Below are 25855 nucleotides of genomic sequence, written 5' to 3'. Positions count from 1 at the left end.
CGGCGCTGCGCACGGCGCCGGCGCGCCTCCTCCAATGCCGACGAGGCCGGCGCGGGCCGGCCTCGGGCGCTGTCGCGATGCCCTGGGGTCAGGCGCGCCGTTCCAGGCTCATCACCGGGATCGGGCAGACCTCCGGCGTCGCCGGCTCCGTGCCCGCCTCCGGCAGCACCGGCGCGGCGCTGGTCTCGCCGGCGAGCGCGGCGGTGAAGCGGGCGTGGTCGAGCTCGCCCTCCCAGCGCGCCACCACCACCGCGGCGACGCCGTTGCCGATCATGTTGATGACCGCCCGCGCCTCGCTCATGAAGCGGTCGATGCCGAGGATCAGCGCCATGCCGGCCACCGGGATCGCCGGCACCACCGAGAGCGTGCCCACGAGGGCGATGAAGGAGGCGCCCGTCACCCCCGACGCGCCCTTGGAGGTGAGCATCGCCACCGCGAAGATGGCCATCTGCTGGGTGAAGGAGAGATCCGTGTTGGTGGCCTGCGCCACGAACAGCGCCGCCAGCGTCATGTAGATGGAGGTGCCATCCGTGTTGAACACGTAGCCGGTGGGCACCACGAGGCCGACCACGGGCTTGGGCACGCCGGCGCGCTCCAGCTTCTCCATCAGGCTCGGCAGGGCCGAGTCGGAGGAGGAGGTGCCGAGCACGATCAGGATCTCCTCCTTGATGTAGGCGAGGAACTTCAGAACGCTGAAGCCCGCCCACCAGGAGATGAGGCCGAGCACGCCCACCACGAAGATGGCGCCGGTGAGGTAGAAGGTGCCGATCAGCATCACCAGCGGCCCGAGCGAGGCGACGCCATACTTGCCGATGGTGAAGGCCATGGCGCCGAACGCGCCGATGGGGGCGAGGCGCATGATGACGTTGAGCGCGCCGAAGACGAGATGCGAGCCCGCCTCGATGGTCTCGCGCACCGGCCTGCAGCGGTCGCCGAGGTGCGAGAGCACGTAGCCGAACAGCACCGAGATCAGCACCACGGGGAGGATGTCGCCGCGGGCGAAGGCATCCACCACGGTGTTGGGCACGATGTTGATGAGGAAGTCGGAGATGGACTGGTCCGCCGCCTTGCCGGCGTAGGCCTTCACCGCGGCGCTGTCGAGGGTGGCGGGGTTGGCGTTGAAGCCGGCGCCGGGGCGCACCACGTTGGCGACGACGATGCCGATGACGAGGGCGATGGTGGACACCACCTCGAAATAGAGCAGCGCCTTGCCGCCCACGCGGCCCACCTTCTTCAGGTCGCTCATGCCGGCGATGCCGGTGACCACGGTGCAGAAGATGACGAGGGCGACGATCATCTTGATGAGCTTGATGAAGACGTCGCCGAGCGGCTTCATGTCCACCGCCACCGCCGGCCACAGATAGCCGACGACGATGGCGAGGGCGATGCCGATGAGCACCTGGATGTACAGCACCTGATACCAGGGCTTGCGCGGGCATTTGGCGTTCGCTGTGTGGGCCATCAGATTTCCTCCGGTCGGGGCGTGCGGGGCTTCGCCGCCCTCATGTTGTTGTTGGGTGGGTTGTTCTCGGGACGGGGTTGCTTCTGGGGTGGTCGGGTGCGGCTTCAGGAGGCCCCGGCGGTGCGCGCCGGGGTGGGATCGCGTGGGGCGGTGCCGGCAGCGGGCTGGAGCGGCATCACCAGCAGAACGACGGCCGGGGCCGCGCTGTCGTTGCGCAGCTGGCGGCCCTCGCCGGGGGCGATGCGGCAGGAATCGCGGGCGGCGAGGCGGACTTCCTCGCTGCCGTTGGACAGGACGATCTCGCCCTCGATCACCAGGTAGATCTTCTCGACGCCGGAGGCGTCGAGGGTGGTGCCGCCGCCGGGCGCGAGGGTGGAGAGGCCGAGCCACACGGTGTCCGCCGGCCCGGCTTCCCGTCCCTGGAGGCGCCGCATCTCCATCAGATGATGGCCGGGAGCCTCATAGGCGGGCGCGGCATCGATGCGCACGACGTGCATGGCTCAGGCCTCCGGCAGCAGCAGCACACGGTCCTGCGTCGATCCCATCACCAACCCATAGGCGGCGCGGGCCTCGGCGAGGGGAAAGAGGGCTCGCGCGTGGATGGGGAAGGGCTTCAGCGCCCCCGTCGCGAAGCCCGGCGCCAGCGCCGCGAGGATGCGGCCCGTCTCCACCGAGCTCAGGGCGATGGTGTCGATGCCCACATAGGTGTGGCGGCCCTTGTAGAAGGCGAGGATGTCGAACGTCACGAAGCGCTCGATGGCGGCGATGAACACCGCCCGCCCGCCCACCGCCAGCGCTTTCTGGCCGATGTCGTAGAAGGGATCGCCCACCGTGTTGAACACGATGTCGGCGCCCTTGCCGTCGGTGATTTCGCGCACGCGGGCGGGGACGTCATCGGCGGCGGCGTTGAGCACGATGGGCGGAACGCTCGCACGGCCGATGAAGGGCTCGGCGCGCCGCACCACGCCGATCACCCGGGCGCCCCGCCAGGCGGCGATCTGCGCCACCGCCTGCCCGACCTTGCCGTTGAGGCCGAGCACCAGCACGCTCTCGCCCGGCTGCGGCAGGCCCGCGCGGCGAAGACCTTCCCAGGCGGTGACGAAGGGCACGCCGATGCCCGCAGCCTCCTGAAGGGAGACGCCCTGCGGCACCTCCACCACGGCGTCGGCTTCCACGATCATGTGGCTCGCCTGCGCGCCGTCCTGGCGGATGCCGAGATCGCCCGAGGAGCCGAACACGGTTCGGCCCAAGAGCGCCGCGGGGCCGGCCACCACCGTGCCGGAGAAATCCCGGCCGGGGGTGCGGGGGAAGACGGCATAGGGCATGAGGCCGGTGGCGGCCTTCGCGTCGGAGGGGTTCACGGCGGCGGCGGCGATCTTCACCACCACCTCGTCGGCGCGGGGGGTGCGCAGCGGCGCGTCTTCCAGCGCCAGGTCGATGGCATCATAGCTCGCGGCCTTCGCGTTCAGTCTGAGGCCGTGGCGGACGATGGGGGCGATCTGCGGGCGTTCGGCAAGAAGTGTCATGGGGGCTCCGGTCACTCGGCCGCGGCCGGGGTGCGATGGGTGAGAGGCGCGGCAAGGCCGAGCAAAGCGCGAACCTCGGACGGGGTGGCGATGGCGCCGCCGAGGGCCTCGACGATGCCGCGGGCCTTGGTCACCAGCGCCGCGTTGGAGGGGGCGAGCACGCCGCGGTCGAGATAGACGCTGTCCTCCAGTCCCACCCGCACATGGCCGCCGGAGAGATAGGACATGGCCACCATGGGAAAGGCCGCGCGGCCGATGCCGATGGCGGTGAAGGCGGTGCCGGCCGGCAGCAGGTTGCGGGCGTAGAGCACGGTTTCCGGCGAGGGCTGGAAGCCGTAGCGCACGCCCATCACGAAGGAGGCGAGCACGGGGGCGGAAAGCGTGCCGTCGGCGATGAGATCGTGCAGCAGGGCGATGTCGCCGGAATCGAACAGCTCGATCTCCGGCTTCACCCCGGCGTCGGCGATCACTTTGGCCATGCGCCGCACGTTGGCCGGCGTGTTGATGACCACGGCGCTGCCCGAATACATGGTGTTGAGGTCGAGGGTGCAGATGTCCGGCTTCAGCGCCGCGATATGGGCGACCCGTTCTTCCGGCGGCAGGAGCGTGGTGCCGGGCGCCGCCACTTTGGGATCGTCCGGCGAGGGCACGAAGCGCCCGCCGGGGCCGGTGGTGACGTTGAGGATCACCTCGCGGTTCGCGGCGCGGATCAGGCGGATGGTCTCCTCATAGAGCCTGAGATCCATGGAGGGCGCGCCGGTGGCGGGATCGCGCACATGGATGTGGACGACAGCCGCGCCGGCATCGGCGGCCTCGAGGGCTGAGGCGGCGATCTCACCCGGCGTGATCGGCAGGTGGGGCGTCTGGTCCGGCCGCGTGAGGTTGCCGGTGATGGCGCAGGTGATGAACACCCGGGGCAGGGGCACGCGCATGGTGCGGGTCCTCAGAGGGCGCGGCCGCCATCGACCTGGATGGTGTGTCCGGTCGAATAGCCGAGCATGGTGGCGCAGGCGGTGATGGCGGCGGCGATGTCCTCGGCGTCGCCGATGCGCTTCAGCGGGGTGGAGGCGCTGACCTTGTCGTTGAAGTCGGCGCCCCGGCCGGGCACGAACTCCGTGTCCACCACGCCCGGCGACACCGCGAGCACCCGCACCTCCGGGGCGAGCGCCCGGCCCAGCGCCTTGGTCATCACATCGATGCCGGCCTTGGCCGCGCAATAGGCGATGGACGAGCCGACGCCGGTGAAGGCGGCGATGGAGGAGATGTTCACCACCAGCCCGTCGCCGGAGGCCTTCAGCAGCGGCGCGAAGGTGCGGATGGTGGCGAACTGGCCGCGCCAGTTCACCTGCAGCATCCGGTCGATGAGCTCGTCGGTGAGGGCGTCGAGATCGGCGTGGGGCACCGGCCGGGTGAAGCCGGCGGCATTCACCAGGATGTCGAGCCGGCCGTACCGCGCGGTGATGGCATCGCGCAGGGCGAGGAGGGAGGGCGTGTCCACCACGTCGGCGACGAAGGCGGCATGGCCCTCGCCCAGCTCGGCGATGAGGGCGGCGGCGGCCGCAGTGTCGCGCTCGGCGGCGAGATGGCTGATGGCCACCTTTGCCCCGGCGGCGGCGAGCATGCGGCTGGTGGCGGCGCCGATGGCACCGGCGCCGCCGATGACGAGGGCCACCTTGCCCTCCAGCGAGCGGGGATAGGCGAGGCGCCTGCCGGCGGCAGGGGTCGGGGCATGGTCGCGCGGCGACACGGCATCGGTTCGCACCGGCGTCTCCTTCAAGGTTCGGAAGATCGGAACAGGCGTGCGCCGCCGCTCAGCGGATCGGCGGGACCGGCAGCTTGGCCTCGCCGGGCTCCATGACGAAGGCGTAGTCGAGCCGGTACCACGGCGCGCCGGCATCGGGGGCCGGGGGCGTGCCGGAGCCTTCGCGGTAGTCGCCCACGAGGGCACGGGTGACGCCGAACACCACGTCGCTGTCGAGATGGCCGTCGTCATCCACGAACACCTGCGTGATGAGCGTCTTGTAGCCCGGCCGGTAGGCGAGGAAATGCAGGTGCGCGGGGCGGAAGGGATGGCGCAGCTGGGCCTTGAGCAGGTCGCCGGCCGGGCCGTCGGTGGGCACCGGATAGCCGGCCGGCTTCACCGAGCGGAACGAGAAGCGGCCATCCGCATCGGTGCGGAACTTGCCGCGCAGGTTCATGTCCGCCTGGCCGGGGTCCTGGTTCTCGTAGAGGCCCACGGGCGAGGCCTGCCACACATCCACCTCGACGTCGGCCAGCGGGCGGCCCTGCGGGTCGGTGACGCGGCAATCGGCGAACAGGGCCGGGCCGGGAGTGGGCGAGCGCAGGATGGAGCCGCCGTTCTCCGTCTGTGGCGAATGCATGCGCCAGAACGGGCCGAGCAGGGCGGCGGCGGTCTCGGTGGCGCCGTTCCGGCCGTTGTTCAGCAGGCACACCAGCGTCGAGAAGCCGATGACGTCAGAGAACAGCACCGCCTCGTTGTGGCAGTCGTCGGTGGCCTTGCCGATGCGGTTGAGAACGTCGAGGCCGAGCTCGAACTCGGCCTCGGTCAGGCGCACCTCCCGGGCGAAATCGTGCATGTGCCGCACGAAGGAGGCCATCACCTGCCTCAGGCGCAGGTCCGGGCCCCGTGACATGGCATCGAGGACCACGTCGGTCAGCGTCTCGGTGTCCTCGATGATGTGGGAGCGCGGCTTCAGTTGCGCCTCCAGCATGTCCAGTCCGGTGGTCATGGCGTTCCTCCGTGGTGCGGGCGTCGCGGATTGTTGTTTGTGCGAACGATTGCGCAATCATGCGCGAACGATTGCACAAGTCAAGCCCCCCGGATCGGGCGCCAGAGTCAGGCGCCGGAGCACGCGCGGAGAAAGCGAGTGGGCGGGACGGAGTCAGCGCCGGCGCGCGGGGCGGGCCCTGGCGGGTGCCGCGTCGCGCGGGGCGGCGGTGGAGGCGCGCAGGATCAGGCGCGCCGGCACCAGACAGAGCGCCGGCGGGGCGTCCGGCCGGGCGATCTGATCCAGCAGGGTGCCGGCGGCGGCGGCGCCCATCTCCTCATGCCCGATGCGCACGGTGGTGAGCGGCGGGGCCACCATGTCCACCAGCGGCATGTCGTTATGACCGACGATGGAGATGTCCGCCGGGATGGCGAGGCCGCGCTGCTGGGCCTCCTGATAGGCGCCGAGCGCCAGCAGGTCGTTGCTGGCGGCGATGGCGGTGATGTCCGGCCACCGGTCCAGCAGGTCCGCGGCCGCGGCGCGGCCGGCCTCGCGGTTGTAGGCGCTGGCGGTCGCCACGGCCGTCGCGTCGAGGCCGGCCGCCGCCATGGCGTGCGCGAAGCCGCGCCGGCGCAGCACGCCGGTGGAGAGCCGCTCCGGCCCGGCGAGGTGGCCGATGCGGCGATGGCCGAGCGCCACGAGGTGCTCCACCGCGAGGCCGATGCCGCCCTCGTCGTCGCTCACCACGGTCGGGGCGCGCAACGTGTCCTCGCCGCGATTGACCAGGACTGTCGGCACGCCCGACCGCAGGCACAGGGCGACGGTGGCGTCGTCGCGCTTGGCGGTGGCGAGCACGAGGCCGTCCACCCGCCGGGCGATGAGCTTTTCCACCATGTCGGCCTGCGCCGCCGCGTCCTCTCCGCCGTCGGCCACCATCATGGAATAGCCGCGCGCCGCCAGTGTCGCGCCGATGCCGCCGAGGATGGGGGCGAAGACGGGATTGGCGAGGTCGGGCACCACCACGCCGATCAGGTGGGACCGGCCGGTCCGCAGCGAGGAGGCGACCGCATCCGGCCGGTAGCCCTGCCGCCGGGCCTCCTCCTGCACCTTGGCCACCACGTCCGTGGAGATGCGCCGGCTCTGCTCGGGATCGAGCGCGCGGGCCACGGTGGAGCGATGCACGCCCACCGCATCGGCGACGGATTGCAGCGTCGCGCAGCGGGGGGCGGCGGCCGGCTTCGGGTGTCTTGCGCGCATGACCTGAGGGATTCGAAAATGGCGACCGCCGCAGGATACAAGTTTCCGCGCGCCGCGCACGCGCAGGCTCCCCGCCATGGGCGCGGCACCCGCCGCCGCCTCAGCCCGCCCGGCGGGGCGGGCATGGCCTCACATCTCGGCCCAGCGCCGCACCAGGTTGTGATAGACGCTGGTGAGCGACAGCACGGCGGGATCGTCGTCCGGCAGCCGGCCGCGCAGGTCCATGATGGCGAGGTCGAGGTCGTAGAGCAGGGCCCGCGTGCCGTCGTCCGGGATCATGGATTGGGTCCAGAAGAACGATCCCCATCGGCTGCCGCGGGTGATCTCCCGCACGCTGTGCAGGCTGCTCGACGGATAGACCACCGCATGGCCCGCCGGCAGCTTCACCTCCTGGACGCCGTAGGTGTCCTCGATCAAAAGCTCGCCGCCGTCATACTCGGCCGGGTCGGTGAGGAAGACGGTGGTGGAGACATCGCAGCGCATGCGCCGGCCGGCGCCGGGAATGGCGCGGATCGCCCCGTCCACGTGGGCGCCGAACTTCATGCCCGTGTCGTAGCGGTTGAACAGGGGCGGCAGCACGTGCAGCGGCATGGCTGCGGAGTTGAAGACGGGGTTGCGCCCCAGCGCCCGCAGGATGATGTCGCCGAGCTCCAGCGCCTCCGGCGCCTCCTGCGGGATCTGCAGGTTGAGCTTGGAGCGGGCCGCCTGCTGGCCGGCGGTGACACGGCCATCCACCCAGGCGGACGCCTCGAGCACGCGGCGGCAGTGGGCCACCTCGTCGGCGGTCAGCAGGTGCGGAATTTCAACCAGCATGCAGCATCCGTTCTCGGCTGAAGCGCCGGCGGGCGGGCCGCCGGCGCATCGGGGGCGTCATCAGAAGGTCGCGCCCACGGTGAGGGTGAAGGTGCGGCCGGGGGCCGGCACGGCGCGATTGCCGAACCCGCTCGCATAGTTGAGCTCGTTCGTCAGGTTGTAGCCGTTGAGCGCGACCCGGTACTTGTCGTGCCGGTAGGAGACGAGCGCGTCGAGGGAGAAGGTGTCGGGAATGATCGAGGTGTTGGCGCTGTTGGTGAAATAGGCATCGGCATAGGTGATGCCGCCGCCCACCAGCAGCTGGCCCGGCAGGCTCTTCACGAGGCCGCCCTTGATCAGGTCGTAGGTGGTCCACAGGGTGAAGTTGTTGGGCGAGACGAAGGGCACCTCGTTGCCCACGTAGGAGGCCGTGGGAGAGGTGAGGATATCGCTGGCGTAATAGGCGTAGCCGGCCTGGATGCTCCATGCGTCGGTGATGTTGCCGGTCATGCCCAGCTCCACGCCCTGCACGCGCTGGGTCTCGCCGGTCTCCAGCGTGTCGCCGGTCACCGGGTCGGTGTAGAAGACGTTGCTCTTGTTGACGCGGAAGATCGCCGCGGTCAGGCCGAGCTTGCCGTCGAGCACCGAGATCTTCGCGCCGCCTTCCCAGGTCTCGTTGTCTTCCGGCGCAAGGTCGCGCTGGAGCGGGTTGACGACGGTGGCGTCGTTGGTGGGGAAGGCGCCCTGCGGGGTGAAGGACTTGGCGTAGGAGACGTAGTAGGTCTGGGTCTTGGTGGGCTCCCAGATCAGCGAGAGCTTCGGGCTCCAGAACTGGGTGTCGGACGAGGCGTTGACCCAGGTGCCGGGGTTCAGCGGACAGGTGACCGCCGTGTTCACGCACCAGTAGTCGTAGTCGGTGGAGTAGCTGTCCCAGCGCGTGCCGGCGAGCACGGAGATCTGGTCGGTGAACCAGATGCGGTCGCTGGCGAACAGGCCGAGGTCGGTGGTGTCGCTGATCTTCTGGCCGTTGTTGCCGCGCGGATTGAGGTAGAGGAAATATCCGGTCGTGTTCTCGTAGATCGGGAGCCAGATGGTGGAGACGCCCTTGGTGCCGGCCACCGAGAGCGCGGTGCGCTCGTCGTGGACCGCGTAATAGTCCACGCCGGCGATGAATTCATGCCGCAGCCAGCCGGTGTTGAACTTCGCCACCAGGGTAGTGATGTTCTGGGCCGCCCAGCTGTCCTGGTCATAGCCGGGATTGCCGCCGCCGAAGGTGATGGCGGGATTGTTGCCCGCGAAGAACTGGCCGGTGCAGCTCGCCGCGTAGCTGGCGGGGGTGATGGGCGTCGTGCCCTGGCTGCAGCCCGGCGAGGTGGCGGCGAAGTCGCGGGAGTAGATGCCGATCCGGCTGTCGTTGCTGACCGTCAGCCAGTCGTTCACCTCGTTCTTGTAGTTGGCGGTGAACATGTTGGTGTCGGTGATGTCGTGGTCGGTCACCTTGCCGTAGAAGGTGCTGCGCGGCACGCCCCACTCGGTCACCGGCTGGCCGACGCTGCCGAATTTCGCCACGTCGCCGTACAGCGGGGTCACGATCGGCACGCCGTAGTCGGGCGTGCGGTCGCCGTGCTGGTAGAGGTAGTTGAGGTAGAGGGTCTGGTTGGTGCCGAGGCCGAAGCCCAGCGAGCCCATGATGCCCCAGCGGTCCGATTCCACATGGTCGCGATCGACGATGCTCTGCTCGTTGAACATGCCGACGATGCGCGCGGCCGTGGTCTCGTCGATCTGCTTGTTGACGTCGAACACGCCGCGATAGAGCGGGCCGGAGCCGAACTGGCCTTCCACGTCGTAGCGGTCGCCGCGGTGGGCCTGCTTGAGCTGGGAGTTGATGGCGCCGCCGGTGGTGCCGGAGCCGAAGCTCTCCGAGCTCGGGCCCTTGAACACCTCGACGTTCTGATAGGCGAAGCTGTCGCGCACATAGACGCCGAAATCGCGCAGGCCGTTGACGTAGATGTCGCCCTTGGCCTGGAAGCCGCGGATGCGGAACTGGTCGCCGTTCATGCCGCCGCCGCCCTCGCCGATGGACACGGTGACGCCCGGCACGTTGCGCAGCGCCTGCTCGAGCGTGGTCACGCCCTGCTGCTGCATGGTCTCCTGGGAGATGACGGTGACCGTCTGCGGCGTGTCCTGCAGCGTGCCCGGCAGGCGGGAGAGGCCGGTGCCTGCCTCCAGGGAGTTGGCCGGCTCGCCCTCGCCGGTGACGACGATGGTGGGCAGCTCGCCGTCGGCGCCGGTGTCCACGTTTCCGGCCTGCTGCGCGAAGGCATCGGCGAACGGCACCGCCGACAGGGTCATCGCCAGTCCGGCGCTGAAGGTGGAGCGGGTCGTGGGCCGAAGGGTCCTCAAGGTTGCCATGACTTCTTCCCCCGTGAAGGAACGACGCCGGACACCAGTGTGGCGCCGGGCGCGGGAGGGTATTTCCAGTATTTACTCGGTAAATATCGTGGGCCGCCAAGTTGCTTGGAAGTCGTCATGCGGGCGGGCCCGGCATTCAATTCTTCCGCGCAAGAATGGCCCTTGAGCAGGGCTGCGCCGGCGGCGGCATGGGCAGCATCTGCAAACCGGTCCAGTGGAAAAATTACCCCTTACGTATCTGGAGGTATAAGTCTGTGATGTGCGGCGCTGCAACAATTATGTTTTTTATTTGTTCTAAGCAGGTCGCAAAAGAGCCGCTCGGCAACACGATGATGCGTCTCGTTACACTTTCATACGATGTCTGGAGCATTTCAAAATAAGAATTTGTCTAATCAAAAGCGAAGGGAATAGCCGCTTTCGCGGTTGACAATCTGTCTCCGCGCCCGGGTGAATGGCCTGACATTCCTTGCCGCCCGGCCCCGCCCGGCGGCGTCGCGCGCAGGGCCTTGCGTCCGCGCGCCACGGGTCGCGAGATGCTGGACGAGGTGATTTCCTACAAGGCCCTGAAGGGCATGGACGAGGCGGCCCTGCGCGCCCGGCTGGCGGAGGAGCCGCATCGCGCCGCCGCGCTGGTCCGCGCCGCCGCGCTGAACGGCATCCGCAGCGCGCAGGTGATGCTCGGCCAGATGCTGGTGGACGGCCACGGGGTGGCGCACGATCCTGCGGCCGGCCTGCGCTGGTTCCGCATCGCCGCCGAAGCCGGCAGCCTCGACGGGATCAACATGGTGGGGCGCTGCCACGAGCTTGGCTGGGGCGTGCCGCGCGATGCGACCGAGGCCGCGCGGCACTATCTCGCCGCCGCCCGCAAGGGCCATGCCTGGGCCCAGTTCAACCTCGCGAGCCTGCTGCTCCACAGCCCCGGCTTCGCGGAGGATCCCGCCCCGGCGCGGGCCTGGTTCGTCCGCTCCGCCCGGCGCGGCAATCCCAAGGCGATGGCGATGGTGGGCCGCTTCCTGGAGCGCGGCTGGGGCCGGCCGGCCAATCCCGTGGCGGCGCGGCGCTGGTACCGGCGCGCGGCCGAGGGCGGGGATTATCGCGGCCAGTTCGATCTCGCCCGCACCCTGTGGGAGGACGGGCGGCGGGAGGAGGCCACAGGCTGGTTTTCCCGCGCCGTCGAGGCCGGTGTCCCGGACTTCTGCCGGCTCGCCGCCGAGGGCCTGCGCGCCGCCGGCGATCCCGCGCTCGCCGCCCTCGCCGATCGCGCGCTCGAGCGGGTGGCCGAGGCGGAGGCGGGCGCAGAGGCGCTGGCGCAGGCCCGTGCCAAGGAGGCGGCCGCGCGCCGGCCGAGGCCGCTCCACCGGCGCCGGCTGCGCTGGCCGCGGCTGTTGGCCTGACCTCCGCGCGCGGCCCGGCTCAGTCCCGCATCAGCGCGGTCACCGGATCGAGCCGCGAGGCGTTGCGCGCCGGCAGATAGCCGAAGCCGACCCCGATCAGGCTGGAGCAAGCGACCGCCGCGACGATGGAGGTGGTGGAATAGACGAGGGTGAAGTTCGACCCCGAATAGGCGAACAGCGCCCCGAACCCCAGCGCCAGCCCGATGCCCGCCACCCCGCCCACCAGGCACACCAGAACGGCCTCGATGAGGAACTGGTTGAGGATGTCGCTGCGCCGCGCGCCCACCGCCATGCGCACGCCGATCTCCCCCACCCGTTCCGAAACCGATACCAGCATGATGTTCATGACGCCGATGCCGCCGACGATGAGCGAGATCACTGCAATGGCTGCGATCAGCATGGTCATGGTCTCGGTGGTGGAGGTGATGGTGTTCCGGATGTCGTCGGTGTTGATGATGAAGAAGTCCTTGATGCCGTGACGCTGCACGAGGAGGCGCGTCACCTGCTGCTCGGCGACCTCCATGGGGGCATCGTCCGCCACCTTCACGGTGATGGAGCGCAGCGAGCTGTTGCCGAGAAAGCGTGTCTGCACAGTGGTGTAGGGCAGGTAGATGGACAGGTTCTGGCTGCCGCCGAACCCGCCCTGCTGCGGCGCCACCACCCCCACCACCCGGGCGAACACGTCGCCGATCAGGATCACCTGCCCGAGCGGCCCGCCGGGGGTGTCCTTGAACAGGGTGCGCCGCGTGTTCTCGTCGATCACCGCATCCAGCGCCCGGCCGTGCACGCTGTCGGTGTCGAACAGCCGGCCCTGGGTGAGGCGCACGCCCTTGGCCTCGAAATAGCCTTCGCCCACGCCGTTGACGAGAGCACTCGCCTCGGTGGCGCCGAACCGCACGGTGCTGGAGCGCGAGACGGTGGGCGTCACCGCCGCCACATAATGCTGGCGGGCGAGGGCGTCGGCATCCGCCACCACCAGCGTGGTGATGCGGCCGGAGCGGGTATCGCCGAAACTGCGGCCGGCGAAGATCTCCAGCGTGTTGGTGCCCAGATTGGCGATGTTCGCCAGCACCCGCCGGCGCGAGCCTTCGCCCAGCGCCACCACGCACACCACCGAGGCGATGCCGATGATGATGCCGAGCATGGTGAGGAAGGTGCGCAGGCGGTGCGCGTTCATGGCGAGAAGCGCCATCACGAACGCCTCGTACAGCCGGTCGGCGAAGGCGCTCCAGCGCGCGAGGCGTCCCTGCGGCGGGACGGCCGCCCCCGCGACGGCCGGCACACGCGCGCGGGACGCCCCGCCCGGCCGATCGGCGACGATCTCGCCGTCGCGGATCTCGATGATGCGCTGGGCGCGCTCTGCAACCTTCATGTCGTGGGTGACGATGATGATGGTGCGGCCCTCGGCGTTGAGCTCGTCGAGGATGCGCAGCACCTCGGCGCCGCTGCGGGTGTCGAGCGCGCCGGTGGGCTCGTCGGCGAGGATGACGTCGGCGTTGTTCATCAGCGCGCGGGCGATGGAGACGCGCTGCTGCTGGCCGCCGGAGAGCTGGCCGGGCCGGTGGCCGGTGCGGTCGGCCATGCCGAGCCGGGCGAGGATCGCCTCCGCCCGCTCGCGCCGGGTCTCGGCATTGGCGCCGGCATAGACGGCGGGGATCTCCACATTGCCGAGGGCGGTCAGTTCGCCGAGCAGGTGATAGCGCTGGAAGATGAAGCCGAAATGCTCGCGCCGCAGGGCGGCGAGGGCGTCGGGCTCCAGCGCCGAGGTCTCCTTGCCGCTCACCCGGTAGCTGCCCGAGGTGGGCCGATCGAGGCAGCCGAGGATGTTCATCAGCGTCGACTTGCCGGAGCCGGACGCGCCGACGATGGCCACCATCTCGCCGCGCGCGATGGACAGGTCGATGCCCTTCAGCGCCGCGATGGTGCCTTCGCCGGAGGGATATTCGCGCCACACGCCCTTCAGCTGGATCAACGGTTCCGACGGCGTGCTGACGCAGGTCGGCGCGGGCCGGACGAGCGACGCGTCCATGCTCACAATCCCCCCATGGGCGGCGGGCCACCCGGCCGGCGCTGCTGCTGCGCGCCAGCGGTGGCGCCGGGCATGGCCTCGCCCGTCACGACCTTCTCGCCCTCCTCGAGGCCGGAGCGGATCTCGGCCGTCACCTTGTCGTTGAGGCCGACCTCCACCCGCCGCCGCTCCACCGTGCCGTCGGGCTTCAGCACCCGCACCCGCCAGCCCTTGCCGGCGCGCTCCAGCGCCGTGGCCGGCACGGTCAGGACGCCCTCGGCGCGGCCGAGCACGATGTGCACTTCGGCCGTCATGTAGGTGCGCAGGCGGCCCTTGGGGTTCGGCACGTCGAACACGCCGATGTAGTAGATCGCGGACGAGGTGGTGGACGAGGAGGACGACGACGAGCTGCTGGTGGAGGTGGCGAAGCTGCTGTCGCTCTTGATGCTTTCGGGCGCCGGCTCGATGAAGCCGAGGCGGGCGGTGTGCCGCTCGTCCGGCGCGCCCACCACGGTGAACCAGAGCGGCATGTCCGGCGTGACCTTGACGATGTCGGCCTCGGAGATTTCCGCGCGCACGGTCATCACGTCCAACTGGCCGAGGATGGCGATGGTGGGCGCGGACTGGGTGGCGTTCACCGTCTGGCCCTCCTGGGCGACGATGGCGAGCACCGTGCCATCGGTGGGGGCGGTGATGCGGGTGTAGCCGAGGTTGGCGCGGGCCGTGTCGACGGCCACCTGCGCCGAGATGATCTGCGCATCCAGCGCCGCGAGCTGGGCGCGGGTGACCTTCACCTGCGCCTCCGCCGCCTCGAAATCCGCCTGCGACACCGCGCGCTGGGCCACCATGGTGCGCTGGCGGGCCAGCGTCTGCTCGTTGAGGACGAGCGTCGCCTCCTTCTCCGCCTTCTGCGCGCGCATGTTGGCGAGGGAGGCCTCGGCGGTGCGCAGGGCGTTTTCCTGCGTGACGGAATCGATCTGCGCGATCAGGTCGCCCTTGCGCACCACCTGGCCCAGAACCGCCTTCAGCGACAGGATGCGTCCGGAGGCCTGCGAGCCCACCGCCACGAGGCGCGAGGGCTTCAGCGTGCCGGAGGCGAGCACGGTCTCCTCCACATTGCCGCGGGTGACGGGGGCGGTCATGAGCCCGGCGGTGGGCGCGGGCGTGTTGTAGCGGTCATACGCGTAGGCCGCGGCCGCGAGCAGCACGGCACCGAGTGCCCAGCGCCAGAGACGGCGGGGCTTGCGCCGGGGCTTGGCCGCAGCAGTCTTGGCGTCGGCAGGCGCGGCGCGGGTTTCGTCGAGGGGCGGCAAGGCGTTCACGTCGGGGCGCTCCCGTCACTGGCTCGCGGAGGGCAGGGGGCGGGCGAAATGCGGGCCGGTATAGCCGTCCGCCACCTCGGGCCTGGAGGTGTCCACCACGCCGTCCCAGCCGCCGCCAAGGGCCTTGTTGAGGGCAATGTAATAGCGGGCGGTCGCCACCCGGCTCTGGATGAGCTGGGTCTCGGCCGAATAGAGCGAGCGCTCCGCCGTCAGCACGTCGAGGAAGCTGGTGGAGCCGCTCTCGTAGAGCGTGCGGGAGAGCCGCGCCGCCTCGCCATAGGAAGAGGCGGCCACCGCGAGGCGCGCCGTCTTGCGCCGCTGCTGGGTGAGGGAGACGGAGGCGTTCTCCACCTCCTCCAGCGCGGTGAGAACTGCGGCCCTGTACGCGAGGAATGAGGCGTCGCGCTGGGCTTCCGCCCCGTCCACGAGGGCCTTGAGCTGCCCGCCGGTGAAGATCGGCACCGTCAGCGTCGGCCCGAACGCCCAGCTGATGGAGGAGGCGCGTCCGAGGTCGCCGAGCTGGGTGCCGGTGGCGTTGATGTTGCCGGTGAGGCTGACGGCGGGATAGCGGTTCGCCTCCGCCTGGCCGATGAGCGCGGTGGACTGGCCGAGCCGCCGTTCGGCTGCGCGCACGTCGGGGCGCAAGGTGAGCACGTCGGCGGGGATGCCGCGCGCCACCGGCAGCCGCGGCGCCGGCACCGCCCGTGCCACGGAGAGGCGGGGCGCCAGCGCCGAGGGTGGCTGGCCGGTGAGCACCGAGATGCGGTGGATGCTCGCCGCCAGCGCGGCCTCCAGCTCGGGGATGCCGGCCTCGGTTGAAGCCACCAGTCCGGAAGCGTTGGCGAGGTCCACGGCCGAGGCGGCGCCCGCATCCACCTTGCGGCGGGTCAGCGCCTCGGTCTCCCGCTGGGAGGCCGCGGTGCGGCGGGCAAGCGCGATCTGGGCCTGATAGCCGCGCACGTCCGCATAGTTGGAGGCTACATCGCCCAGCAGCGTCAGCAGCACGGAATCAAGATCGTTCACCGCCGCGTCCACGCCATAGACGGAGGCTTCCACCCCGCGCCGGTTGGCGCCGAACAGGTCGATCTCCCAGCTGGCGTCGAGGCCGGCCTGATACTGGCCGTAGCTCGAATCCACCGTCACGTCGCCCCCGGAGCCGACCCGCCCGCCATTGTCGCCACGCGTGCCGGAGGCGTTGCCGGTGACCTGCGGGAACAGCGTGCCCACCTGCTGGCGATAGCTCGCGCGGGCGGCGCGGACATTGGCCTTGGCGGTGGCCACATCGAGATTGCCCGCCACCGCTTCCGCCATCAGCGCATCGAGCAGCGGGTCGCCCATGCGCCGCCACCACGCCTTGAGATCCGGCGTGGCCTCGGCGCGCTTGGGCGCAGCGGTGCCCCAATGGCCGGGGACGGCCATGTCCGGCGTCTCGTATTCCGGCCCCACCGCGCAGCCGGCGAGGGCGAGCGCGAGGGCGAGCGCCATGGCGCCGGGCGGGCGCCATGGCGGGCGCGGCGGTACCCGACCCGCCTCGGTCCGCATGGCTTTTTGTGCTCCCGGCCCGCTGCCGGGCCGGGCCTGCGCCGCGATGCGATGTGCCATCAGTCGAACGTGTCCACGCGGATGCGGCCTTCCGAGATCCAGCGGGCGACCTCGTCGCGCGCGGCCTCGCCCTTCAGGCCGCCCTCACGGGTGAGGATGGCGGCGATCGCTTCCTGCACCGCGCCCGCCATGGCGCGGCGGCCGCAAATGTAGACGATGGCCTTGCGTTCCACGAGCCACTCGAAGGCGAGGGCGGCATTTTCCATCAGCCGGTCCTGCACCCGCCTCCCGTCGTCGGCATCGCGGGAGAAGGCGGTGTCGAGGCGGGTGAGGCTGCCGTCCGCGAGCGCCGCCTCGATGAAGGAGCGCCACAGGAAGTCGGTGTCGCGATGGCGGTTGCCGAAGATCAGCCACGCCGGCCCCGCCCGCCCGGAGGCCCGCCGCTCGGCGATGAAGCCGGGGAAGGGCGCGATGCCCGAGCCGGCGCCGATCATCACGATGGGCTGCGCAGCATCGGCCGGGGGGTTGAAGCCGGGGTGCGGATCGAGCCGCGCCTCCACCACCGCGCCCGCCGCCGCCTCGCGCACCAGGAAGCCGGAGACGCGGCCGAACCGGCGGGTGCCATCCGCGTCACTCCATTCGTGCAGGCGCACGGTGAGCTCGATGCTGCGCGGATCGACCACGCTGGAGCTGCCCACGGAATAGGAGCGCGGGCGCTCGTCCGGCCCGGCGGCGAGGCGCACCAGATCGCCGGGGCGGAAGGAGAGATCCTGCGTTCCCTCCAGCAGGATGCGCCAGGTTTCACGAGAGGCCGCACGCGCGTCGTCCGTCGCCGCGCCGACCGTCGCCGCCCCGTCGAGACGCTCGCGGGCGGCGATGCGCAGGGGCAGGGGCGGGCTGAGCGGGGCGAGGCCGGCCACCTCGCATTTCAGGCCCAGCTCGGCGCGCACGGCATCGATCCAGCCGACAAAGGCGGCGGACGGGTCGCGGTCCGCCTCATGCAGCGCCACGGCCTCGGTGGCTCCGGCCGCGACCAGCGCATCGCGCAGCCGATGGCCGCCGCCGCAGAAATGGGCGTAGCTGCGATCCCCCAGCGCCAGCACGGCGAGGCGCGCGCCGGCGAGGCTCTCCGGCTTCAGCCGCCGGGCAAAAGCGCGCACGCCGTCCGGCATCTCGCCCTCGCCGGTGGTGGCGGCGACCAGCAGCACGAGGCGGAAGCGGGCGATGTCCTCGGGCTTCAGCGCGCCGAGGGGGGCGAGGGTCGCCTTCTCCCCGCCCGCGACGAGGCCCTCGCAGGCCACCGCGGCGAGCCGGGCGGCGGTGCCGGTCTGGCTGGCGTGGGCGACGAGGATGTCCGCGCCCGCCGCCATGGGCCGCGCCCGGTTGCGGCGCCAGCGGCGCACCCACGACACCGTGCCGGTGACGGTGAGCGCGAGCAGCGCCAGCGAGATGCCGAAATTGAGGAGGCCGGACCACACCCCGCCCCAGGTGCCCTCATGGATCTGCTTGACCAGCCCCGGCCCGCCCACCAGCGGCGTCACTGCGGTGTCGGTGACCACGTAGTTGCCGCCGTTGCTGCCGGTGGCGTCGGGGGCGAGCTGGAGGATCACCGTGCCGCCCCGGAAGCGGCGGGCGCCGGCAAGGCGCGTGAGGTCCAGCTCCCGTCCGGCCGTGGCGAGGGCCTGGGTGATAGCCACCGGGCGCTTGACCCGCGGCATTTCCGGCCGCGCCGGCGTGCCGATGCTCAGTGTCAGCATCACTGCCGTCACCGGCGAGGTGAGGGTGATGGGCAGAAGCAGCCAGCCGATTGCCGTGTGCCAGCCGATGAGCGAGTTGCGGAATCGGAGCCAGGTGAGGAACGGCCCCGCGATCATGATCGCGAGCATGAGGAAGCTCGCCACTTCCACCACGATGTTGAGGCTCAGCAGCAGCGACTTGTGCAGCCCCTCGGCCGTGCGGAAGATGTCGACGCCTCCGGCCGGGGCGGGGCTGTGATCGCCGCTCGCAAGGTCCCACCGGCCACCGATCTGCGGGTCCTGCGACATGACGCTGAGCGTGCGCCCGCCGTCGACGAGGCTGACGCCGCCGAACGGCCCCGCCGCCTCCAGCTTGCCGAGGAGCGCCGTGACGGCGGCCACGTCCACGCCGCCCCCGGGGCGCGGACCCTGCTGGGCGCTGTTGACGATGGGCCGGAACGACAGCACCGCGCCGGTCACGATGATGACGAGGAAGATGGGGAGGAGGATCAGCGCGATCCAGCGGTGAAGAAAGATGAGCGCAGGCCGGATGGCGGCGAACGACATGGCGAACTCCGTGTGGACAGGAACCGCTCGTGCTGGCTGGACGGCGCGCGGCCTGTCTGGCGACGGGTTCGTTGGGAACCTACATGCCCCATCCGCTTCGGCAAAATTTGTCGTTGCCGGGCGCGTTCGTAAGCGTTCTTGCCACTCGGCGGCATTGATACAATCAGATACAAATTCGCGGTGGCCGCAGGCGGCCCGGTCGGTTCAAGTCGGGCTGGGGAGATGATCCGTACGCGACGGGCGGCGGCGTCCCCGGCAGGGGCGGAGCCGGACGCGGCGCCGCCGGCTATCTTGGGAGCCCATGGAACGCACCCCGCACATCCTGGTCGTCGACGATCACCGCGAGATCCGCGAGCTGCTCGCCAAATACCTGACGCGCAACGGCTTCCGCGTGAGCGTCGCGTCCGGCGGCGCGGACATGCGCCAGCAGATGCGCACCGGCACGTTCGACCTCGTGGTGCTCGACATCATGATGCCGGGCGACGACGGGCTGACCCTGTGCCGCCAGCTGCGCCAGACCAGCGACATTCCCGTGGTGCTGCTGACCGCCGTGGCGGAGGAGACCGACCGCATCGTCGGGCTCGAGCTCGGCGCCGACGACTATGTGACCAAGCCGTTCAATCCGCGCGAGCTTCTGGCGCGCATCCGCGCCATCCTGCGCCGGGCGCAGGGGCCGGCGCGCACCCAGCAGGACGAGCCCTCGCTCTACCGCTTCGACCGCTGGCAGCTGGACCCCGGCCGGCGCATGCTGCTGGACGAGAGCGGCGAGGAGGTGCGGCTCGGCAGCGCCGAATTCCGACTGCTGCTCGCCTTCGTCACCCGCCCGTCCATCGTGCTGTCGCGCGACCAGCTGCTGGACATCACCGCCGGGCGGCCGGCGCAGGTGTTCGACCGCAGCATCGACAATCTGGTCAGCCGCCTGAGGCGCCGGATCGAGCGCGATCCGCAGAACCCCGCCCTCATCAAGACCGTGTGGGGCGATGGATACGTCTTCGCCGCACCGGTGGAGGTGGAGCCGTGAGGCGCCTCGCGCGGCTCACGCGCCTCGTGTGGCCGCGCAGCCTCGCCGGTCGCCTCGTGCTGCTGCTGGTGGCGACCCTCGCCGCCGCGCAGGTGCTGCTGGTGACGGTGCTGCAGACCGAGCACGACAGCGTGGTGGTGGGCATCGTCCGCGGGCAGGCGCTCAGCCAGACGGTGACGCTCGCCCGCCTCATCACCACCATGCCCACGGCCGACGCCGACCATCTGGCCAGCGCCTTCGTCTCGCGCGGCACCTGCGCCTGGGTGTCGGACGAGCCACCGCCGCCGCATGCGATGACCCGGGCCGAGGAGGGGCTGGCAAGCCTGCTGGCGCGGCGCCTGCACGGCCTCGGCAGCGGTCGTCCCCTGGTGCATATCGAGACCGGCGGCAGCTGGGATCGTGCCTGCGCCGATCGCGCCGCCGAGGACCAGCCCTGGGGCCGGCGCGACGCCGCCTCGGGCCCGGCGCCCGCGTCCCCGCCGCCGGCTGCCGTCCAGCCGGTGCGCAGCGGCTTCGGCGTGGTCGGCCTCAGCGTGCCGCTCTCTGACCAGCGCTGGCTGCACATGAATGCGCTGGTGGGCCTGCCCAGCATCTGGAGCCGGCCGACGGTGCTCTCCTTCCTCATCTCCGCCTTCGCGGTGTCGCTGGTGACGGTCGCCTGCGTGCGCCTGCAGACGCGCTCTCTGCGCTCCCTCGCCGATGCCTCGGAGCGGTTCGGGCGCGGCGAAAGCGTGCCGCCGCTGGACGTGCGCGGCCCCGCCGAGGTGGCGGCGGCGACGCTCGCCTTCAACACCATGCAGCAGCGCCTCAGCCAGTTCGTGCGCGACCGCATGCGCCTGCTCGCGGCCATCAGCCACGATCTGCGCACGCCGCTCACCACGCTCAGGCTCAAGGCCGAGTTCGTGGACGATGCGGAGGTGCGGGCCGATATCGTCGCCACCATCGACGAGGTGGTCGCCATCTGCGAGGCGACGCTCGCCTTCACCCGTGCCGAGGCGACCAGCGAGACCACGCGCATCGAGGCGCTCGACACCCTGTGCGCCGACGTGGTGGAGGAATTCGCCAGCGTGGGCGCCGACGCGCGCATGCTGGAGAGCGCCCGCGTCCAGCTGCCGTGCCGCCCGGTGGCCATGCGGCGCGCGGTGCGCAACCTGATCGACAATGCGGTGCGCTATGGCCGGCGCGCGGACGTGAGCGTGCTGGAGCCCGCGCCGGGCACCGTCGTCATTCGCGTGGAGGACGAGGGGCCGGGCCTGCCCGAGGACCGGCTGGAGGAGGCGTTCGAGCCCTTCGTGCGGCTGGAGCCGTCGCGCAGCGCCGAGACCGGCGGCATCGGCCTCGGCCTCGCCATCGCCCGCAGCATCGTCAAGGCCCACGGCGGCGAGCTGACGCTGGCCAACCGCGCCGGTGGCGGCCTGCGCGCCGAGATCACCCTGCCCACCGCCGGCACCGCGCCCCGCATGGCCGCCGCCTGATCGTCCAGCTCCGGCGCGGGCGCGTTCGTCGAGGTGGCGAGGGCAGCTGCGGGACCATGCCGCGCGTCGATTTTCCGATGCGGTGAGGGGACGGACCGCGCGACCGGGGGATGCCTGGGCTGGCCGCGCGAGGGCGGCTTCGGCTCCCGGTTGGCCGGTTCGGCGCCTTGCTGTGATGCCGGCCCGACGGCGACCGCAGAGCGGATCCCCCATGTCGCGCCGCGAGACCATCTTCATCGGCCGCGCCGTGAGCCCGCCGCTCCGGGACATGGCCTGCCGCCAAGCGTTCCGCCGCGATCGGCCGAAGGCGCTCCGGCCGGGATCAGCCGCGTCGGCTGGCGCGCGCGAGGGCGGCGAGGGACAACAGCACCGCCGAGGCGGCGATGCCGGCCGTGACCACGCCGGCCGGGGTCCAGCGCGCCGTCGCCTGGATGGTGACGCTCCGGCCGAGCTTGAACTCCCACGTGGCCTTCATTTCTTCCGGGTGGTAGGGCGCCGAGGGGGCCGCATCGTTCGGCGCGTCGGACATGGCAGCCTCGCTTCGGGTCGTCGGGGGCCGATGCGTCATGCCCGGCCGCAGGACACACACCCTACGCCGCCGCCGCCGGCCTGTCGCGGGCCTGTGACGCGGTACCGGGCCCAGGCTCGCCCGAAGGGCCCTGACCACGGTCGGCGCGGCTCTCCGCGAAGAAAAACCGGCCGCCGCCCCGGGAGGAACGCGGCGGCCGGTGCCGGCGTCAGTAGACGCTGGCGTAGATGCCCTCGATGTCCGCGCGGGTCATGTCGCGCGGGTTGCAGGCGATGAGCCGGCGGATGCCGGTGTCCACCTCCTCCGCCATGGAGGGGATGGCATCCTGTGGTACGCCGAGATCGCGCATGCGGATCTCAAGGCCCATGGCCGGCACCAGCGCCTCGATCTCACGCACCAGCGCCTCGGCCGCCTCGGCGTCGGCAGCGTGGGCGAGGCCGGGCAGCACCTGCCGGGCGAGGTCGGCGTAGAGCGGGCCGGCGGCCGGCAGGTTGAAGCGCATGATGGGCGCCATCACGATGGCGTTGGAATGGCCGTGGGGCACGTGGTAGCGCGCGCCGAGCGGGTAGGCGAGGGCATGGATCGCCGCCACGGAGGCGTTCACGAACGCCATGCCGGCGAGCAGCGAGCCCTGCAGCATGGCGGCGCGGGCCTCCAAGTCGCGCCCGTCCGCCACCACCGTGCGGATGTTGGCGGAGAGCAGCTGCAGCGCCTTTACCGCCAGGGCGTCGGCGATGAGGTTCTTGGCGGTGCGGCTGGTGAACGCTTCGATGGCGTGGACCATGGCGTCGAGGCCGGTCGCGGCGGTGATGCGCGGCGGCAGGCCGAGGGTCAGCAGCGGGTCGAGCAGCGCGACGTCAGGCAGCAGCTGCGGGGCGTAGATGGCCTTCTTGCGGCCTTCCGCGTCGGTGACGACGGACACCCAGGTCACCTCGGAGCCGGTGCCGGCCGTGGTGGGCACCTGGATCAGCGGCACGCGCGTGCCGCGGGCGAGGTTGGTGCCGTATATCTCGGCGATGGGCTGGTCGGAATTGATCATCAGCGCCACCAGCTTGGCGGTGTCCAGCGAGGAGCCGCCGCCGATGCCGATGATGCCGTCCGCGGCGAACGCCCGCGCCTGCTCCACCGCCGCGAGCACCACCGCCACCGGCGGGTCCGCGGCGACGTCCGCGAACACGTCCACCGCGATGCCGGCCTCGGCCAGCGCGGCGCGGGCGGTGTCGGCGAAGCCCAGCGTGACGATGCCGGGATCGCACACGATGAGCACGCGGGTGGAGCCCAGCTCCTTCATGAGGCCGCCGAGCCGCGACAGTCCGCCGGTCTCGCTGACGATGCGGCGCACGCTTCTGAACGTATAGTTCATGGGTCTATCCAGATTTCGGATGCTGTTGGGCGGGTGGAGCCGGCTTCAGCGGATGCCGCCGAGGCACATGTACTTGATCTCCACGAAGTCATCGATGCCGTACTTGGAGCCTTCGCGCCCCATGCCGGACTCCTTCACGCCGCCGAACGGCGCCACCTCGGTGGAGATGATGCCCTCGTTGATGCCGAGGATGCCGTATTCGAGCGCCTCGGCCACGCGGAAGATGCGGCCGATGTCGCGGGCGTAGAAATATCCGGCGAGGCCGTATTCGGTGGCGTTGGCCATGCGGATGGCCTCGTCTTCCGTCTCGAACCGGAAGATGGGGGCCACCGGGCCGAAGATCTCCTCGGAGAACAGCTCCATGTCGGGCGAGACGCCGGTGAGCACCGTGGGCTCGTAGAAGTTGCCGCCCAGCGCATGGGGCTTGCCGCCCACCAGCACCTTGGCGCCGCGCGCCACGGCATCCTTCACCAGCCGCTCCACCTTCGTGAAGCCCTTGGCGTTGATGAGCGGGCCGGTGGTGACGCCGGCCTCGGCGCCCGCGCCGACCTTGAGCGCGGACACGGCCGCGGCGAGCTTCTCGGCGAAGGCGTCATAGACGCCGGCCTGCACCAGGAGGCGGTTGGCGCAGACGCAGGTCTGCCCGGCGTTGCGATACTTGGAGAGCATGGCGCCGGCCACCGCCGCGTCGAGGTCGGCGTCGTCGAACACGATGAAGGGGGCGTTGCCGCCCAGCTCCAGGCTCACCTTCTTCACCGTGCCGGCGCACTGCGCCATCAGCAGCTTGCCCACCGGGGTCGAGCCGGTGAAGGAGAGCTTGCGCACGATGGGGTTGGCGGTCATCTCGCCGCCCACCGCCGGGGCCTGAAGGGTCGGCACGATGTTGAGCACGCCGGCCGGGATGCCCGCGCGCTCGGCCAGCTCCGCCAGCGCCAGGGCGGAGAGGGGAGTGTCCTCGCCCGGCTTCACCACCGTGGTGCAGCCCGCCGCCAGCGCCGGGGCTACCTTGCGGGTGATCATCGCATTGGGGAAGTTCCACGGGGTGATGGCCGCCACCACGCCGATGGGCTGCTTGATGACGACGATGCGCTTGTCGGCGCCGTGGCTCGGGATGACATCGCCGTAGATGCGCTTGCCCTCCTCGGCGAACCACTCGATGAACGAGGCGCCGTAGGAAACCTCGCCCCGCGCCTCGGCGAGCGGCTTGCCCTGCTCGGCGGTCATCAGCTGCGCCAGGTCTTCCTGCGCGGCCATGATGAGCTCGAACCACTTGCGCAGGATGTTGGCGCGCTCCTTGGCGGTCTTCGCGCGCCAGGCCGGCAGCGCGCGCTCCGCCGCCTCGATGGCGCGACGGGTCTCATCGGCGCCGAGGTCGGGCACGTCGGCGAGATGGGAGCCGTCGGCCGGGTTGGTGACGGGGAAGGTCCGGCCGCTGTCGGCGCCGACCCAGGCGCCGTCGATATAGGCCTTGTCACGCAGCAGCGCGGCGTCGGAGAGGGGGGGGACGGGCATGGCTGAAGAGCCTCCTCGAATGGGAAAACCGGCGGTGGCGGGCGCCTCACAGCACCGAGCGGTAGATGGCGAAGGCGTCGTCGTAGGTGACGGCGCGGGGATTGTTCACGAGCAGCCGCTCCACCTTCATGGCGTCGGTGGCGAGGCGGGGCAGGTCCGCCTCCACCACGCCCACCTGCGAGATGCGCCGCGCGAACGGCATGCGCGCGACCATCTCGTCCATGAAGTCGATGAAGGCCTCGGCGGCCGCGTCGGTGTCGGCGAAGATGCGGCCGGGCATCACCGCTCCGGCGAGCTCGGCATAGAGGGCGGCGGCGGCCGGCTTGTTGAAGCGCAGCACCGGCACCAGCACCAGCGCGTTGCTGAGGCCGTGCGGGACATGGAAGTGCCCGCCGAGCGGATAGGCCAGCGCATGCACCGCCGCCACCGGCGCGTTGGCGAACGCCATGCCCGCCAGAAGCGAGCCCTGCAGCATGGCGGAGCGGGCCTCGATGTCGCGGCCGTCGGCGATCACCCGGTCCATGTTCGCGGCGAGCAGCTGAAGCGCCTTGAGGGCGAGCGCGTCGGAGACGGCGTTCTTCTTGTGCTTGCTGGTGAAGGCTTCGATGGCATGGACCATGGCATCGATGCCGGTGGCCGCAGTGACCGGAGCCGGCAGGCCGACGGTGAGGCTCGCATCCAGCACCGCGATGTCCGGATAGAGCAGGGGGCTCACCACGCCCTTCTTCTCGTGGGTGGGCGTGGTGACGATGGAGATGGGCGTCACCTCCGATCCGGTGCCGGCGGTGGTGGGCACCTGGATCAGCGGCAGGCGCGGCCCGCGGGCAAGGCCGATGCCGTAGATGTCCGGCAGGGCCTGCGGCGCGCCCAGCAGCAGGGCGACCAGCTTGGCGGTGTCCATGGAGCTGCCGCCGCCGATGCCGATGATGAGGTCCGCCCCCGCCTTGCGCGCGGCCTCGGCGGTGGCGAGCACCACCTCCTCCGGCGGGTCGGCCACCACGTCGGTGAACAGCTCCACCGCGAGGCCGGCGGCGGCGAACGCCTCCAGCACCGGGGCGAGCACGCCGGACTTCACGAGGCCGGCGTCGGTCACGATCATGGGCTTCTTCGCGCCCAGCTCGGCGGCGAGGGCGGGCAGGCCGGTGGCACCGCCCACCTGCTGGATGACGCGGGGGGTGGTCTCGAAGGTGAAATTCAGGGTCATCGCG

20 protein-coding genes are annotated in these 25855 nt (G+C 71.1%); 3 read left to right on the top strand and 17 right to left on the bottom strand.

The genetic code is table 11. The features are described from left to right. Positions 1-88: 88 nt before the first annotated feature. The 9 genes from V5F49_RS06465 to V5F49_RS06425 all read right to left on the bottom strand — a co-directional run bounded on the left by V5F49_RS06465 (position 89) and on the right by V5F49_RS06425 (position 10178). A complete protein-coding gene (locus V5F49_RS06465) occupies positions 89-1462 on the bottom strand; it encodes a dicarboxylate/amino acid:cation symporter (protein WP_394115913.1) in 1374 nt (457 codons plus the stop codon). Between the two features lie 104 nt (positions 1463-1566). After that, positions 1567-1959 (bottom strand): cupin domain-containing protein, encoded by a 393-nt coding sequence (locus V5F49_RS06460; protein WP_394115914.1) that lies wholly within the window; start codon positions 1957-1959, stop codon positions 1567-1569. A gap of 3 nt (positions 1960-1962) precedes the next feature. After that, positions 1963-2988 carry a quinone oxidoreductase family protein gene (locus tag V5F49_RS06455; protein WP_394115915.1) on the bottom strand — a complete coding sequence of 342 codons (1026 nt, stop codon included), beginning with the start codon at positions 2986-2988 and terminating at the stop codon, positions 1963-1965. A gap of 11 nt (positions 2989-2999) precedes the next feature. Then, positions 3000-3920: a beta-keto acid cleavage family enzyme gene (locus V5F49_RS06450; protein WP_394115916.1), complete on the bottom strand. Its 921-nt coding sequence runs from the start codon at positions 3918-3920 to the stop codon at positions 3000-3002. A gap of 11 nt (positions 3921-3931) precedes the next feature. Then, the gene (locus V5F49_RS06445; RefSeq protein ID WP_394115917.1) at positions 3932-4750 is read right to left on the bottom strand and encodes an SDR family NAD(P)-dependent oxidoreductase; all 819 of its coding nucleotides are present in this window, start codon (positions 4748-4750) and stop codon (positions 3932-3934) included. A 49-nt stretch (positions 4751-4799) separates the two neighbouring features. Next, complete coding sequence (locus tag V5F49_RS06440) at positions 4800-5738, bottom strand: dioxygenase family protein (RefSeq protein WP_394115918.1); 939 nt, start codon at positions 5736-5738, stop codon at positions 4800-4802. A 153-nt stretch (positions 5739-5891) separates the two neighbouring features. Then, on the bottom strand, positions 5892-6974 hold the full coding sequence (locus V5F49_RS06435) for a LacI family DNA-binding transcriptional regulator (protein WP_394115919.1): 1083 nt from the start codon (positions 6972-6974) through the stop codon (positions 5892-5894). A gap of 129 nt (positions 6975-7103) precedes the next feature. Beyond that, positions 7104-7787 carry a Fe2+-dependent dioxygenase gene (locus V5F49_RS06430; protein WP_394115920.1) on the bottom strand — a complete coding sequence of 228 codons (684 nt, stop codon included), beginning with the start codon at positions 7785-7787 and terminating at the stop codon, positions 7104-7106. Between the two features lie 60 nt (positions 7788-7847). Then, positions 7848-10178, bottom strand: a complete 2331-nt coding sequence (locus tag V5F49_RS06425) for a TonB-dependent receptor (protein WP_394115921.1) — start codon at positions 10176-10178, stop codon at positions 7848-7850. 533 nt (positions 10179-10711) lie between these two features. On the opposite strand from V5F49_RS06425, the gene V5F49_RS06420 reads away from it, so the two are divergent. Next, a complete protein-coding gene (locus tag V5F49_RS06420; RefSeq protein WP_394115922.1) occupies positions 10712-11572 on the top strand; it encodes a tetratricopeptide repeat protein in 861 nt (286 codons plus the stop codon). 19 nt (positions 11573-11591) lie between these two features. Here the strand turns inward: V5F49_RS06420 and V5F49_RS06415 are convergent, their stop codons facing one another. From V5F49_RS06415 to V5F49_RS06400, 4 genes are read right to left on the bottom strand one after another with little or no spacing between them, the layout of a single operon-like run. Further along, positions 11592-13601 (bottom strand): MacB family efflux pump subunit, encoded by a 2010-nt coding sequence (locus tag V5F49_RS06415; protein ID WP_394115923.1) that lies wholly within the window; start codon positions 13599-13601, stop codon positions 11592-11594. A gap of 2 nt (positions 13602-13603) precedes the next feature. Continuing rightward, positions 13604-14902, bottom strand: a complete 1299-nt coding sequence (locus V5F49_RS06410) for an efflux RND transporter periplasmic adaptor subunit (protein WP_394115924.1) — start codon at positions 14900-14902, stop codon at positions 13604-13606. Positions 14903-14917: 15 nt separating this feature from the next. Further along, positions 14918-16504: an efflux transporter outer membrane subunit gene (locus tag V5F49_RS06405; RefSeq protein ID WP_509210753.1), complete on the bottom strand. Its 1587-nt coding sequence runs from the start codon at positions 16502-16504 to the stop codon at positions 14918-14920. Beyond that, positions 16504-18747 (bottom strand): PepSY domain-containing protein, encoded by a 2244-nt coding sequence (locus V5F49_RS06400; RefSeq protein WP_394115926.1) that lies wholly within the window; start codon positions 18745-18747, stop codon positions 16504-16506. Before V5F49_RS06400 ends, V5F49_RS06405 begins: the two co-directional genes overlap by 1 nt. A 301-nt stretch (positions 18748-19048) precedes the next feature. On the opposite strand from V5F49_RS06400, the gene V5F49_RS06395 reads away from it, so the two are divergent. Continuing rightward, on the top strand, positions 19049-19768 hold the full coding sequence (locus V5F49_RS06395; RefSeq protein WP_394115927.1) for a response regulator: 720 nt from the start codon (positions 19049-19051) through the stop codon (positions 19766-19768). Then, on the top strand, positions 19765-21243 hold the full coding sequence (locus V5F49_RS06390; protein ID WP_445329376.1) for an ATP-binding protein: 1479 nt from the start codon (positions 19765-19767) through the stop codon (positions 21241-21243). The genes V5F49_RS06395 and V5F49_RS06390 overlap by 4 nt, the downstream gene beginning before the upstream one ends. Before the next feature lie 322 nt (positions 21244-21565). Here the strand turns inward: V5F49_RS06390 and V5F49_RS06385 are convergent, their stop codons facing one another. The 4 genes from V5F49_RS06385 to V5F49_RS06370 form a co-directional block, all read right to left on the bottom strand. Next, positions 21566-21772 (bottom strand): hypothetical protein, encoded by a 207-nt coding sequence (locus V5F49_RS06385; RefSeq protein WP_394115928.1) that lies wholly within the window; start codon positions 21770-21772, stop codon positions 21566-21568. Between the two features lie 208 nt (positions 21773-21980). Next, positions 21981-23135, bottom strand: coding sequence for an iron-containing alcohol dehydrogenase (locus V5F49_RS06380; RefSeq protein WP_394115929.1), 1155 nt, complete (start codon positions 23133-23135; stop codon positions 21981-21983). Positions 23136-23180: 45 nt separating this feature from the next. Beyond that, positions 23181-24647 (bottom strand): NAD-dependent succinate-semialdehyde dehydrogenase, encoded by a 1467-nt coding sequence (locus tag V5F49_RS06375; RefSeq protein ID WP_394115930.1) that lies wholly within the window; start codon positions 24645-24647, stop codon positions 23181-23183. A gap of 46 nt (positions 24648-24693) precedes the next feature. Next, the gene (locus V5F49_RS06370; RefSeq protein WP_394115931.1) at positions 24694-25851 is read right to left on the bottom strand and encodes an iron-containing alcohol dehydrogenase; all 1158 of its coding nucleotides are present in this window, start codon (positions 25849-25851) and stop codon (positions 24694-24696) included. Between the last annotated feature and the right edge of the window lie 4 nt (positions 25852-25855).

The sequence above is a fragment of the Xanthobacter lutulentifluminis genome, from assembly GCF_043194675.2.
In the GTDB taxonomy this organism is placed as follows: domain Bacteria; phylum Pseudomonadota; class Alphaproteobacteria; order Rhizobiales; family Xanthobacteraceae; genus Xanthobacter.
This window is presented reverse-complemented; position numbering and strand designations above follow the sequence as displayed.

Excerpts from the sequence above, each read along its gene's own strand:
- V5F49_RS06465 (WP_394115913.1), bottom strand. The coding sequence starts at position 1,462 with ATGGCCCACACAGCGAACGCCAAATGCCCGCGCAAGCCCTGGTATCAG.
- V5F49_RS06460 (WP_394115914.1), bottom strand. The coding sequence starts at position 1,959 with ATGCACGTCGTGCGCATCGATGCCGCGCCCGCCTATGAGGCTCCCGGC.
- V5F49_RS06455 (WP_394115915.1), bottom strand. The coding sequence starts at position 2,988 with ATGACACTTCTTGCCGAACGCCCGCAGATCGCCCCCATCGTCCGCCAC.
- V5F49_RS06450 (WP_394115916.1), bottom strand. The coding sequence starts at position 3,920 with ATGCGCGTGCCCCTGCCCCGGGTGTTCATCACCTGCGCCATCACCGGC.
- V5F49_RS06440 (WP_394115918.1), bottom strand. The coding sequence starts at position 5,738 with ATGACCACCGGACTGGACATGCTGGAGGCGCAACTGAAGCCGCGCTCC.
- V5F49_RS06435 (WP_394115919.1), bottom strand. The coding sequence starts at position 6,974 with ATGCGCGCAAGACACCCGAAGCCGGCCGCCGCCCCCCGCTGCGCGACG.
- V5F49_RS06430 (WP_394115920.1), bottom strand. The coding sequence starts at position 7,787 with ATGCTGGTTGAAATTCCGCACCTGCTGACCGCCGACGAGGTGGCCCAC.
- V5F49_RS06425 (WP_394115921.1), bottom strand. The coding sequence starts at position 10,178 with ATGGCAACCTTGAGGACCCTTCGGCCCACGACCCGCTCCACCTTCAGC.
- V5F49_RS06420 (WP_394115922.1), top strand. The coding sequence starts at position 10,712 with ATGCTGGACGAGGTGATTTCCTACAAGGCCCTGAAGGGCATGGACGAG.
- V5F49_RS06415 (WP_394115923.1), bottom strand. The coding sequence starts at position 13,601 with ATGGACGCGTCGCTCGTCCGGCCCGCGCCGACCTGCGTCAGCACGCCG.
- V5F49_RS06405 (WP_509210753.1), bottom strand. The coding sequence starts at position 16,504 with ATGGCACATCGCATCGCGGCGCAGGCCCGGCCCGGCAGCGGGCCGGGA.
- V5F49_RS06400 (WP_394115926.1), bottom strand. The coding sequence starts at position 18,747 with ATGTCGTTCGCCGCCATCCGGCCTGCGCTCATCTTTCTTCACCGCTGG.
- V5F49_RS06395 (WP_394115927.1), top strand. The coding sequence starts at position 19,049 with ATGGAACGCACCCCGCACATCCTGGTCGTCGACGATCACCGCGAGATC.
- V5F49_RS06385 (WP_394115928.1), bottom strand. The coding sequence starts at position 21,772 with ATGTCCGACGCGCCGAACGATGCGGCCCCCTCGGCGCCCTACCACCCG.
- V5F49_RS06380 (WP_394115929.1), bottom strand. The coding sequence starts at position 23,135 with ATGAACTATACGTTCAGAAGCGTGCGCCGCATCGTCAGCGAGACCGGC.
- V5F49_RS06375 (WP_394115930.1), bottom strand. The coding sequence starts at position 24,647 with ATGCCCGTCCCCCCCCTCTCCGACGCCGCGCTGCTGCGTGACAAGGCC.
- V5F49_RS06370 (WP_394115931.1), bottom strand. The coding sequence starts at position 25,851 with ATGACCCTGAATTTCACCTTCGAGACCACCCCCCGCGTCATCCAGCAG.